The organism is Spirosoma aureum, assembly GCF_011604685.1.
Classification (GTDB): domain Bacteria; phylum Bacteroidota; class Bacteroidia; order Cytophagales; family Spirosomataceae; genus Spirosoma; species Spirosoma aureum.
Map to the genome: position 1 here is coordinate 5,289,229 of NZ_CP050063.1, position 12,530 is coordinate 5,301,758.

Consider the following 12,530-nt stretch of genomic DNA (forward strand, 5'->3'; position numbering starts at 1 on the left):
CACGACGCTCAATCACGAAGTGTGGCAACCAGACAAAGTTGACCGTGAAGTAGACACTTCCAGGTTCGACTATTTTTAATAGCTGTAGTGAGATAGCATACCCTCTACCTCCTGCCCTACTCATGAACCCGTTAAAACCGGCATTTGACTACATGGGATATTTCACAACAAGAAAGAGTGGTCAGCTCGCACTGCGCGACGTGACCACCCCTGCTTACTTGGCGACAATTGATTAGGCTATGCCAATTGAACCTAGCAAAACTGCCGCCTGATCACACTGATTCCGCCGGAACGATCATGCCTGAATGCCGGGTTACAGCATAGAGCCAGATTTTAACTGACGGTCTCTTCTGTCTGTAGCTTTTTTAATAATACGTCCAGCTCCCTTTTTTTGACCGCATAGATCCGATGCTCCCAGCCGCTGGCGAAATAGACCAGGACAAAAAAGATCAGGAGGACAACTAAAAGCCACCCTGATTTTCCGCCCTCCCAGACACTGAGCAGGCTAAGAGCACCAATGGGAACAATATTCCAACGCAGCAGCCGTGACAGACGAACCTGGTAAGTAGCCATTGCGATCGCTTCATTCAACTCGCCCAGCATCGAACGATCAAACGTCGTTTCACTTTTAAGCCGACGAATCCGACTGACAACAACAAATAACGCAGTCACAAGCATCCAGCCAGCCATTACATACATAAATAAATTCTCAGGACGCTTAAAGAAATTAACTCCAAGCACAAAACTCCCGGCACCCAGATTCACCCAAATTGTGAGCAACTCACTAAAATTAGTGATATGATGAGCCTGGCTCTTTTTTGCCAGAATGCGTTTATGCAATCCGTGTTCATTGATCACCCAGAGAGGTTCCTTTGTCTGGGAATCCCAGATTTTTTGCAATTCATCAAATTCCATGATAATCCTGTTGTTTAGATTTACTGATAAGCAGTTTCTTGATGCGATTAATTTTCACCCCGACATTTGATTCCGTGATTCCCAGTATTGTCGCCATCTCTTTGTAGCTGAACCCATCCAGAATCAATAGAGAAAGCGAACGATCTATCTCATCGAGTTTGTAAATTTCTTCATAGAGCCAGGTCAGGCGTTCATCAATCTGAATGGCAGTCTCCTGTAAAATAGGCGGAAGCTGGTCAAGCGTTTCGGTGCTTTGGGTATGTTTCCGTTCTTTATTGGCCCATTTAATGGCCGTATTTAGCGCAATACGGTAAATCCAGGTGGTGGTTGACGACTGCTGACGGAAGGCAGGAATGGAATGCCATACCTGAATAATGATCTCCTGGAAAAGATCATCCTGGTCCATGGCTGTAACGGCATAAGCCCGCACTACTTTAAACAGCAATGCTTTATGTTGGCCAAGCCACTGGGTAAAGGTTTGATTCTGTTCTAGTTCACTCATGACACCCGGTATTTACTATATTAGTACTAGTCAGGGAGTGAATTCTTACAATTCTATAAAAAATAGCGATGTTTTTTTTCGGTTTCTCCCTTCTATATCCAGCGTCATCGTTCGTTAGAGATAATTTGCCAAAGTCGGGTAATACTAGAATCGGTCTGGGTTCGCGATAAGTTGACATAAGAAAGGCCGTCAAGTTAGAATTAGGGTATAGAATCTCCCGAATCCCAACTTGACGGCCTTTCGCCAGCTAGCTGTCTGATCTTAGTTCTCAGTGATTATTTCGTCACATCCTTAGTGCCATTCCAGGTCTGATGATCGATGCTCAAAATCACCCCTTTCTTTTCCAGTGCCGTTTTTAAGGCATTGTAAGCCAAATCCTGCACGTTTTTTTTCTGTTTTATGGCCATCGCAGCCGCAATACCCGCACTATTGCCCAGTTGCATCCAGGTCGATTCGACCCGTAACGAACAAAAACCAACATGAGAAGACGAAGCACATACGGGTACGAGCAGGTTGGTACACTCCGTAGCTTTTGGCGTAATAATTCGGTATGACAGTTCATAGGGCTGGGTAATCGGCTCCCATATTCGGCCTTCATTCACAAACTGCGTCTTCGAAACGGCAACCCGCTGAACATGGTGGCTATCTATCCAGTGTGAACCCAAACAAATGGCATCGGGCTTTGTACGTTCCTGTAAAATGTCTTTCTGGGTTTGCACATAAGCGCCAATCATCCGGCGGGCTTCCCGTACGTAGAGGTAATATGGAAAATTTTCATTGTCTGTAAATTCATCGGCGCTCAAGCCATAACCCGACGTTTCTGTTCGCAAGGTCTCCGGAACGGATGGGTCATTGGCCAGATAATACATCAGCCCGAGGGTCCAGGCTTTATGGTCCTGATAAATAGCATCACGTCGGGTGTAGTCGGCTTCCGGATAATCGACATTCCCCCCGAAATGGCCCAGGGAGATAACCGCTTTCTGCTTATTATTCGTCTCAAATTTACCCTTGGGATATGTCCAGGAATATAGATCGATTATATCCTTTAAGGTCGTTTCCGGGTGGTTTTTAAGCAATCGGGTCAACAAAAGATAACGTTCCGGTTTATACAATGCTGGTTTGGGAAAAGGCCGCCGATCCGATTTGGTGGACATCATCAATCGAAAATTGTAATTCATTACCCGATCGCTGGCCTGGCCCTCTGTCAATGTATTCCGTTCCACAAAACCCGGCAATAACCTGCCCGAATCGTCATAAGGAGCAGCCTCAATAGGCGTATCGATAAAGCGTACTCCAGCCAACGATTCCCCATATTGTTCACGACTCTCCCGGCCATGCGTATGAGATACCCCCGCACGAGCCATCAGATCACCTTCATAGGTCGCATCGATGAAGACTTTCCCCGCTACGTTTCTTCCATTCGTCAAACTTACGGACTGAATAACTGTGGCCTTTTTTTGAACGGATTTAACAAACGCTTCGTACACAACGGTCACGTTCGCTTCCTTCAATAAATCGGTAAAGGTTTTTTCGGCTACATGCGACTCAAAGTAAAACGTAGGGCCGCTTTTACCGTAATGCTTGCCCAATCGTTCATAAAACTCCAGGGGCAGGCCTGAATAGGTCTCCTCAATCATGTGTTCTGATTCGGCCGTACCGATGCCGCTGGTGTTGAGTCCACCCACATGTTTGGTGGGCTCAATAAGCAGAACACGGACACCTTCGCGAGCAGCCGCTACGGCCGAAATAATGCCACCAGGCGTTCCTCCGTAAACGACTACGTCGTAGGTTTCTGTTTGAGCTGGCTTTTTAAGCTGGAACGAACAGCAACAGACTAGTAGTAGGCAAAATAAGGAAATCGATTTCATCGTAAAATTTGAGATTAATGTAGCGCTCCCGCTACTGGCTGAAAGGAGACTTGACAGAATATGATAGCTGACCCAAACAGTGCGGCTTAGTAACCGGGATTTTGCCTGAGCGCCGGGTTCACGTCGATTTCAAAAATGGGAATAGGAAACAGCAAATTCTTTTCTGTAGCATTGGTAAAGCCTTCTTTTTGAGCGGCTTCCAGAAATTTACCGGTGCGCAGCAAATCCCAGCGACGATGCCCTTCCCCTGCCAGCTCCCAGCTCCTTTCCTGAAGCACTGCTTCCCGAAATTGCGCCTGAGTCAATCCCTTCAGGTCTTGCAGGTCCGATGCCGTGTTACCCTTTCTGGCTCGCGCCCGCACCAGATTGATCGCCGAATAGGCTTCTGAACCGGGGCCATTTAGTTCATTGAAGGCCTCGGCATAGATCAGCAGCACGTCGGCATACCGGGTAACCAGAAAATTGTTACGGGCCTGTTGTGAACCGCATGCCAGTGGGTCCCAGTATTTATCCAGATGAGGGCCGGTGCGGGAGGCCACCACTGTTCCATTGGCCAGTTTTTTTTCCAGAATGACCGTTACATCTTTCCGGTAGTCGCCCTTTAAAAACGAGTTGGCGAAATAGTTACTGACCTGGTAAGATCCGCCAGTCAGGTTGATTGGATAGCTAAAATAAATGGCAAAATTTTCGGCCATCGGACTCCCGTATTTTGGAAGCACACAACTGTATTGAATGGAAAATATATGTTCAGGACCGTTTTCCTTTTCTGGCGTAAACAGATCCCGATAATCGGCTACCAGACTATAAGTCTTTGAATCAATAACTTCTTTCGCTTTAGCGGCCGCATTGGCCCAGTCTTTCCGGGTCAGATAAACGGTCGCCAGAATGGACTTGGCCGCTCCGACCGTTGCCCGACCGATTTCACCCACAACGGTGTAGGTGGCTGGAAGCACCTTCTCAGCATCTAGTAAATCCTGGGTAATCTGCTGATAAACTTTGTCGACGGGGTCGCGGGAAACCCGGACGTTGACCACATCGGTCGAGGTTTTCACCACCAGCGGTACATCCCCGAAAGCACGAACTAAATTGAAATAAAACAGCGCGCGCAGAAATTTCGCTTCACCCACAACCTGATCACGAAGTTTCGTATCCATCGCAATCCGGGGCACGTTTTCAACAACTCGATTAGCACGGTCAATGGCAACATATGAATTCGTATAGAAGTCATCGAACTGGGTGTTTGCCGAGGTGTATTTGTGCTGGTCGATTTCGCTGATCGAGGCACTGCCATCGGGCCGAAGGGTCAACTCTTCTCCGCTCAAATCGCCCAGACTGATCATTGGCATGCTGTAAATGGCTTTTGCCCTGTCATAAACCGAATTGATTGCGGTGACGGCATCAGCCGCGTTATTGAACGAGTTCGATTCGCTCAAAAAACTGATGGGTTCTTCTTCCAGATTTTTCTCGCAACCGCTGCCCATCAACAGAAGGCACAGCATGGATACTACGAATTTGAATGGTTTCATTGCCGTATAGATCGGTTAAGTTTTTCCAGAGAGAATAAGTAATTAGAATGTGATCGTGCCGCCAATCGTGAAGGTTCGGGCCGGTGGGTATGCGAAGTTGTCGATGCCGTAGGTGGTATTGCTCGTGAAGTTTGAATTGACTTCCGGATCATAGCCAGAATACTTACTGACAGTCAGGAGGTTCTGCCCACTTACATAAACTCGTGCTGCGCGAATGGCTTTGGTTTTCAACGGGAGTCGATACCCCAGTGAGATGTTTTTGAGTCGTAAAAATGACCCATCTTCGATCAGATACGAGCTATTGAAAATACTCCACTGGCGGGCAGATGGTCGATTGTTGGACGGTTTTTCGGTTTGCCAGTGGTCATTGATAAAGCTTTTCAGTGGCGTAGCGCCGGGGTCCGTTTCGGTAATATTTCGGGTCTGATTGTACAGCTGATTGCCCTGTACACCCTGGAGAAAAATAGCCAGATCCAGTCCTTTGTACGAAAAGGTGTTTGTCAGGCCAAAGATGAATTTTGGCAAGCCATTTCCAATCACCGCCCGGTCTGTCGCGTTATTGAAAACCCCATCGCCATTTACATCTTTGTAGCGGGGTGCCCCTCCTACGTCGCCAGTCTGCGCCAGGCCACCGGCCGCTTTCACCGCTTCATTTGACTGCCATACACCATCGAAAACCCGACCATAGAACGACCCAACCGCTTCCCCAACCTTAACAATCGTTTGCATGCTTGTACCGCCATCGGTCACCAGATACTGATCTGCATCGGCCAGTCGGAGCACTTTATTCCGATTCGTAGAAATATTTCCGTTGGTCGTCCACTTGAATTTCCCGTCTATATTCACCGAAGTAATGCCCAGTTCAAATCCTTTATTTTCGAGACTGCCAATATTTCGGGTGACGGTTGTAAAGCCAGTGGTGGCAGGCAGGTCGATGGCTAGTAATAGATCGGAGGTCGTTTTCTGATAATAATCAGCCGTTAGCTGAATTCGGTTGTTGAGCAGCCCCAAATCGAATCCGACATCAAACTGGGCCGTTTTTTCCCAACGCAGATCGGGGTTGCCGATTCGGCCAGCCTGCGTTGTCAGCACTTCCGTATCGCCAAAAACAGTACGGGATGTGACGTAAGCCGACAGGGAATTGTAGAGACCAATACCATCATTTCCGGTAATCCCATAGCTCAGGCGAAACTTCAAATCACTAAGTGCCTGCACATTTTTCAGGAAGGGCTCATCGGATACCCGCCAGGCAAAGGCACCGGAAGGGAAGAAACCATATTTATTGTTAAGCCCAAACCGGGAAGATCCATCTACCCGACCTGTGAGCGTGAACAGATACCGATCCTTAAACCGGTAATTGACCCGACCTAAATAGGAGTTCAGGCCCCATTTCTGAACTGAATTGGTGGGGGCAATCAGCACCGATGCCTGAGCCAGACTGTTCGCGCCCAGCGTATAATTGGCAAAATTCTGAGCTTCCTGATAGGTTCGTTCCTCCCGATTGGATTGGAATGTGATCCCCGCCAGTACATCGAAGGCATGGCTGGCATTCAGTGTGCGCGCATAGGTGAGTGTGTTTTCGTTCAACAGATTCACGTTGCTCGATGTCCCGTTCGAGCCGTATCCGTTTACTGTATTGGCAACCAGGGTCTGTGGGGTAAAAAAGACATTTCGTCGGGTATTGAGCAAGTCAACACCTACACTAACGCGCGCGGTTAACCCGGTCAGCACTTTATAGTCTCCGAAAAGACTACCCAGTACCCGATCGCTATACAAAATATTAGTGGACGTTCGTAACAAAGCCACTGGATTGGCGATACTGGCCATACCCGAGCCTGGTCCCACGTTCAGCAATTGCCAATTGCCGCTGGCATCATATACGGGGCTGGCCGGAGAAATGGTCCGGGCCGATCCAACAGGACTTCCCCCGTATCCACTCTCATTGACCCCATTATTAACACTCCGGCTTACGGTGAGTGTCGTCCCAATTTTTAGCCGGTCATTTACGTTCGCGTCCAGATTGATCCGACCCGTATACCGTTTGTAGTTATTGGCAATAATAATCCCATCCTGATTGAAATAGTTGGTGCTCACTAAATAGCGCAGTTTATCAGTGCCTCCTGAAAAGGAAAGCTGGTAATTCTGCATGGGAGCTGCCCGGTAAATTTCCTTCTGCCAATTCGTACCGACGCCGTATTCTGCTGGTTTTTTGGGGTAAGCAGGCGTATAACCGTAGCGTTCAGCAAAGCCGAGGTTTCGTAGCTGCTCATTTTTAAGCGCCGTTTGTTCTTCGGCAGTTGCCAAATCCAGCATTTTAATGATGTTCGATACGCCATAATAGGCTTCAAAATCAACGCTCGACTGACCTTCCTTACCCCGTCGGGTTGTAACCAGCACCACACCGTTAGCCCCGCGAGAGCCATAAATAGCCGTTGCCGACGCATCTTTCAGTACTTCGATACTCTCAATATCACTTGGATTGATGGTTGCCAGAACGTTTGGAAAACCCACGGAACCTCCGGCTCCCTGCGCCGTTGTGGGATTGGTTACCGGAAAACCATCGATGACATACAGGGGATCGTTGGAGGCAGAAATCGAGTTGCCGCCCCTGATTCGGATGGTGACCCCACCTCCCGGCGCATTCGAGGAGTTAGTCACCTGCACACCTGATACCCGTCCCTGCAAAGCCTGATTAAAGGAAGTAACCGGCTGTGCCTTCAATTCGGTTGACCCGATTGAAGCCACCGAACCGGTTAAATCCCGTTTTTTGACCGCACCATACCCAATGACCACGACCTCATTGAGTGATTTGTTATCGGCTTTAAGGGCAATATTGATCGTTGCCTGATTGCCAACGGTTACCTCCTGCGGCTCATAGCCAACATAAGAAAAGATCAGTACCGATCTTCCATCCTGCACCAAAAGGCGAAACTTTCCGTCCCCATCCGAGGTAGTGCCCCGGTTTGTCCCTTTCACCACAATACTTACTCCCGGTAGCGCCTGCCCCATTTCGTCGGAGATGGTTCCAGAAACGGTCTGATCAGCGGGAACGATGGCCTCAGCCTGAAATGAGGGTTGAGTTTCATCGGGCACCGCCACTGGACTCAACACGATCTGTCGACCCACGACTTCGTACCGTAACCGAAGCGGTTTGACGACTTTATCCAGAACCTCGCCCAGCGATTCGTTGGTGGCTACGACCGTGATTTTGAGGTCAAAAGGTATTTCGCGCGGCCGAAACGCAAACCGTATATTCGTTTGGCTTTCAATTTCTTTCAGCACTTTACGGAGACCCTGATTTTCGAGCCGGAAAGTCACCCGCTTATTGAGTAATTCCTGGGCGGTGGCATCGTTTGCCAGTGAAGCCCCCGCAAAAATCACCACTAAAAGCGCTTGTAACAGCGAGAGTTTCATGAGGTGAAAGAGGGTTTGGACGGGTACTGGTTTTTTCATTAGTTTTACCTGTTTTTGAAAGTTTTAGGACAAAAACGCCCCCTGCATCTTTTCATGAGATGCCTGCGAACCAAACGCGTGAAGGGGATTTCCGACATCCGTGGTGTTACGAGCACTACGGATGTTCTTTTTTCTGGAGATGCTATCTGGTGCTTATGACTGGATATTTGTTTAGGTGATTAATTCAGTTTCTGGCAACCTTTACTATAAATGACTACCTGGGCGTCGATGAGCTTGTAATCCGCATCCAGTACCTTACAGATGACATCTAATTTCTGAAAGAGATCTTCATCCGTAAGACTTAGTGTTAGCGTGCAATACCGCATCACTTCTTCGTCATAAATGACATCGACCCCGTAAGCCCGCTCAATGGCTTTAAATACCTGGGCTGCTGATGCATCGTCAAATGCAAACGCCAGCACCTCTTTTTGGGGAATAAGTAAGCGAGGACTTTCGACTAATGTTTTATTAAGCGTAGACGCATCGCGTTGAAAGACAGCTTCCTGATTGGGGGTCAGAACCATGCCTTTCGATTCCGGATCATGGACCCGGCCCGGCTGATTTGGGTAGACCGAAACCCGACCCGTTCGCACGGTTACCGTCACCGTCGGTGCATCGACCAGCGCTTTAATCCGAAAACTCGTACCCAAAACTTTGGTAACCAGACCATTGGCATAAACGACAAAGGGTTTTTTCGGATTCTTTTTAACGTCAAAAAATGCTTCTCCGGTCAGATATACCTCACGCTGGGCACCTGCCAGCTCAGTTCTGTAACGCAATCGACCCCCTTTATTCAGATCAACCCGGCTTCCATCGGCCAGTTGAACCTGCATGATCTGATTCGCTTCATTTACGGTTTCGACCCATTCGTCGGCTGTCCGGGCGACTCCCGGTGCAGCGTCTGTTTCTTTTTTGGTCAATTGTCGGACCAGTAAACCAATACCCAGGATCAGCCCAATCGAGGCCGCAATTTTCCAGCCACGCTGCCAGTTCAGCCAACGCGTCATCGGGATTGTGCGTGACTCTTCCAGCGTGTTTTCAATCCGGTTCCAGATGGTATCGACTGTTTCGCTCAATACTGGTGTCTGCTGAATATGCTGCAAACCAGTGACTAACCGCCGGGCTTCCTCGATCTGGTAATATCGCTCCGGATATTCCCGCAGAAATTCTTTCCAGAACGCTTCTGTCTCTGGCGTGGGCGCGTTGATCCACTCCTTAAAGTAGTCGTCGGCCGCCAGATCCTCCGCATTAAATTGATAATAATTCATGGTTGTAGCGCTTTTCAATAGTCCGCTGATTTTTAAGATTCTTATGGTTTACATGATTTTTCCAACAACAAACCATATATAATCATCAATAATTAAAATTTTAGGTGTATGATTTCACAAAAAACAAAGGGAATCATACCTCATCTTAATCACCTTAACAATCAGCGTTCTATGATCTTTAAACTAATCGTGCTAATTCGAACCACAGCAGCGATAACGAAAAAATTCGGACGACTTCGCGGAGTGTTTTCAGGGCTGAGTAAATAAATTTGCAGGCAGACTGGTAATTGACCCCCATGATCTGAGCAATCTCTTCGTTGCTGAAATGCTGGTAGAACCGCAAATTCAGCGCTTCCTGCTGACGAGGTGTCAGCAAAGCGTAACTTTTGCGGAGCTGTCGGAAAAGTTGTTCGATTTCCTCACGCTCGATGAGGTTGTTTTCAATGACAAAGTCATCAGCGGGAATGGGTGCCGAGTCAATATCAGACGCCTGAAAGAATAAATCACGATTGCGAACTTTATTGATTTTATTCCGTAACGACCGGAACAGGTAGAATTTGATCGAATCGGTATCGCTCAGATTAGCCCGGCTCTGCCAGAGTTCAATAAACAGATCATGAATACTATCCTCGATCAGGGGTACATCGTTCGTAACCTTATGGCCGTAATTCAGCAGATCAGGGGCGTAGAGCCGGTAAATCTGTTGAAAGGCTGCACCATCCCCCTGACGAAAGGCATACCATAGGTCGCTGGGAGAAGGCTGTATCGGCACCGTATTTTTATGAGTTAGTGATGGATCAATCAGAGCAATGGCTGGAGCTATCGACCCAACCAGGGGCTCTATATATACTAATGCCAAGTTTATTCGCTTTTAATCCTATTTTTCGATTATTTTTTTTCAGATTATTTAATTCTCATGATAAATCATTCCAAAAACGCTCAGATAATGTTCAGGACGCGACAAAATCAGTAAATCCGGTTAGCTGGGTATAGGCTGGGCGATTCAAAGCCTTTGTGATGAAAATGGGCGTAATCTTACTGTTACTATCACCCGACACAGTTGGGCATTTTTTTGCAACTCCCGACTGGAATTTAAGCGATAATTAATTAGCTGTACGTCTCACCGCCCTACATTTGACGCACTGAGCCCAGTTTACCTGGGCTTTGCACTTTTTACTGGTTTACTAAGTACACGCTTTATTCCCGATCGCATTACTCTACTTTTTAGTAGTTAATACGATTCCGGAGAAAAGCCCTAAAACAACTTTTTCGCTCAAACTTAACGTAATCAATGATTTCTACCTTCACGAAGTACATTTGGGTTGCATTAATTGGCACTATATTAGTTTGCTCCTGTAGTCGTCCGGTTGCTTATTTTCAGAAGAGCCCAAGTAAAAGCTATGCCTCTGCTCCTTCCGGCACCATATCAGTAGAGACGCCTACCGAATCTATTTCGGTACAAAAAGAGCCACTCGTGCAGGCAAATTCAGTTATTACCCAGCTTGACACCTACGTCCGTAACGATAACAAACTGGCCGCAAACAAAAATTTGAGTAGGCACATGGCCCGGATTAAGACATTGCTGGCTTCTACTTCAGGCGTGCCTGACATGAAGACCACACATGCTCCTGGTTCGAAAAATGGGCTTGAACGGCTGATACAAAAGAAACTAAACAAGCGAATCGGCAAGCAACTGGCTGCGACTCATCCCGACAAGGCACTTGTCAATGGTGGAAAGCTGATTGGTGGTATTGTTCTCTTGGTTGCAGGCTTACTTTTGTTAATCCTGGGAAGTGGTACGGTTGCTTTTATTGGCCTTATTTTGAGTCTGGTGGGCGCGTTGGGCGTAATTGTGGGGCTATTTGGGATCGATTCCTAGCGTATATCTGAACCCGGCAAAGGCATCAATTGATTCTCAAGAAATTTTATAGTGTATTTTGTAATTGGCTACTAAGGCCACATCGTCAGCTGTGGCTTAATCGCTTCTGAAAAATCAATTGATGCCTGCACTGAATTCCATTCTCCCAAATGGGATCGGGATACAGGCGTACAAAATAATCTCGATCAATGTCGATCAGGTCGAATCCCTGTTGCTGGTAAAGAGCAATCTGACCGATACTTGAATTTCCCGTTGCAATCAGTAACCGCTGCACACTACTCTGCCGGGCTGCAACGATTATTGCCTGTAACATCGCCTTTCCGAATCCCTGATTCTGATAGTTGGCTGCAACGGCCAGGTTAAGTACTTCCCCTGCGCCTGATTCGTATATTTGCCAAACGCCAATACCTATGATCCTTCCTTCCACCTCTAGCAAATAGATTCGGCTGTCGGGTAAATAGGTATCAATTTGCTCAGGGTTGGGGTCCGCCAGGAGCAACAGATCATACGGAACGGGTTCGTCGTCATGACGCTCCCGGATCAGGTAATTCGAATAATGGCGTTGCATCTCCTCTGGCCTACTTGCTGTCATAGCAATAAATTTTCCTTTTTACTTTGCTGTAAAACAACCTGCATTAGCTTCCTCCGCGGTTTAGAAACCGCCTGATCCCTATCCATTGACAAATTCTCCGCTTATTTCTGCCTGTGTCAGGTCAAAACCGACAGTTGACGATTAGGGAGTGAATTCAAGGCCGATTAGTGCCCAAACTTACATCCTTTTGCCTAAGACCGCAGGGGGTGAATCCGGCAATTTTATAGTCATCTTGCGACAAATCAGGCATTTTTAATGGAAGCTTATTCACTCTCCATCAAAAGTAGTGGTGCTCTTTCTTAACATGATTATCCAGATACGCCAAAAGTTTACCAGTTTACGACACTACTGCTTACACCCAATTTTCTATTCAGGTGTCGACTTTAATGCAAATCAGTTACTACATCGTTGAAAGCCAGGTCGGGAATCGACTGCAAAGCTATGCGTACTCAAATTTCCGGGATAGAACAAAACCGACATGTTTTGATTAAATCAAGGGCAGATTTGCATTCGATTCTTCTGACTAA

Annotated in this window: 9 protein-coding genes; 1 reads left to right on the forward strand and 8 read right to left on the reverse strand. The window is 47.3% G+C overall.

What is annotated here, in order from left to right; all coding sequences use genetic code 11:
* Positions 1 to 333: 333 nt before the first annotated feature.
* The 7 genes from G8759_RS21100 to G8759_RS21130 form a co-directional block, all read right to left on the reverse strand.
* Positions 334 to 915 (reverse strand): hypothetical protein, encoded by a 582-nt coding sequence (locus G8759_RS21100; RefSeq protein WP_167212001.1) that lies wholly within the window; start codon positions 913 to 915, stop codon positions 334 to 336.
* On the reverse strand, positions 905 to 1,417 hold the full coding sequence (locus G8759_RS21105; protein WP_167212004.1) for an RNA polymerase sigma factor: 513 nt from the start codon (positions 1,415 to 1,417) through the stop codon (positions 905 to 907). Before G8759_RS21105 ends, G8759_RS21100 begins: the two co-directional genes overlap by 11 nt.
* 275 nt (positions 1,418 to 1,692) lie before the next feature.
* The gene (locus tag G8759_RS21110) at positions 1,693 to 3,285 is read right to left on the reverse strand and encodes an FAD-dependent oxidoreductase (RefSeq protein WP_167212008.1); all 1,593 of its coding nucleotides are present in this window, start codon (positions 3,283 to 3,285) and stop codon (positions 1,693 to 1,695) included.
* A gap of 86 nt (positions 3,286 to 3,371) precedes the next feature.
* Complete coding sequence (locus G8759_RS21115) at positions 3,372 to 4,811, reverse strand: RagB/SusD family nutrient uptake outer membrane protein (RefSeq protein WP_167212012.1); 1,440 nt, start codon at positions 4,809 to 4,811, stop codon at positions 3,372 to 3,374.
* A gap of 42 nt (positions 4,812 to 4,853) precedes the next feature.
* A complete protein-coding gene (locus G8759_RS21120; RefSeq protein WP_167212016.1) occupies positions 4,854 to 8,264 on the reverse strand; it encodes a SusC/RagA family TonB-linked outer membrane protein in 3,411 nt (1,136 codons plus the stop codon).
* Between the two features lie 179 nt (positions 8,265 to 8,443).
* Positions 8,444 to 9,532 (reverse strand): FecR family protein, encoded by a 1,089-nt coding sequence (locus G8759_RS21125; RefSeq protein WP_167212019.1) that lies wholly within the window; start codon positions 9,530 to 9,532, stop codon positions 8,444 to 8,446.
* A 178-nt stretch (positions 9,533 to 9,710) separates the two neighbouring features.
* A complete protein-coding gene (locus tag G8759_RS21130) occupies positions 9,711 to 10,391 on the reverse strand; it encodes an RNA polymerase sigma factor (RefSeq protein WP_232073892.1) in 681 nt (226 codons plus the stop codon).
* 432 nt (positions 10,392 to 10,823) lie between these two features.
* Between G8759_RS21130 and G8759_RS35980 the strand changes: the two genes are divergently transcribed.
* Complete coding sequence (locus tag G8759_RS35980; RefSeq protein ID WP_232073893.1) at positions 10,824 to 11,411, forward strand: hypothetical protein; 588 nt, start codon at positions 10,824 to 10,826, stop codon at positions 11,409 to 11,411.
* Between the two features lie 85 nt (positions 11,412 to 11,496).
* Here the strand turns inward: G8759_RS35980 and G8759_RS21140 are convergent, their stop codons facing one another.
* Positions 11,497 to 12,003 (reverse strand): GNAT family N-acetyltransferase, encoded by a 507-nt coding sequence (locus G8759_RS21140; RefSeq protein WP_167212021.1) that lies wholly within the window; start codon positions 12,001 to 12,003, stop codon positions 11,497 to 11,499.
* Positions 12,004 to 12,530: the final 527 nt, after the last annotated feature.

Bases quoted from the DNA above. Each gene is read 5' to 3' on its own strand.
- G8759_RS21100 (WP_167212001.1), bottom strand. From the start codon at position 915: ATGGAATTTGATGAATTGCAAAAAATCTGGGATTCCCAGACAAAGGAA.
- G8759_RS21105 (WP_167212004.1), bottom strand. From the start codon at position 1,417: ATGAGTGAACTAGAACAGAATCAAACCTTTACCCAGTGGCTTGGCCAA.
- G8759_RS21110 (WP_167212008.1), bottom strand. From the start codon at position 3,285: ATGAAATCGATTTCCTTATTTTGCCTACTACTAGTCTGTTGCTGTTCG.
- G8759_RS21115 (WP_167212012.1), bottom strand. From the start codon at position 4,811: ATGAAACCATTCAAATTCGTAGTATCCATGCTGTGCCTTCTGTTGATG.
- G8759_RS21120 (WP_167212016.1), bottom strand. From the start codon at position 8,264: ATGAAAAAACCAGTACCCGTCCAAACCCTCTTTCACCTCATGAAACTC.
- G8759_RS21125 (WP_167212019.1), bottom strand. From the start codon at position 9,532: ATGAATTATTATCAATTTAATGCGGAGGATCTGGCGGCCGACGACTAC.
- G8759_RS35980 (WP_232073893.1), top strand. From the start codon at position 10,824: ATGATTTCTACCTTCACGAAGTACATTTGGGTTGCATTAATTGGCACT.
- G8759_RS21140 (WP_167212021.1), bottom strand. From the start codon at position 12,003: ATGACAGCAAGTAGGCCAGAGGAGATGCAACGCCATTATTCGAATTAC.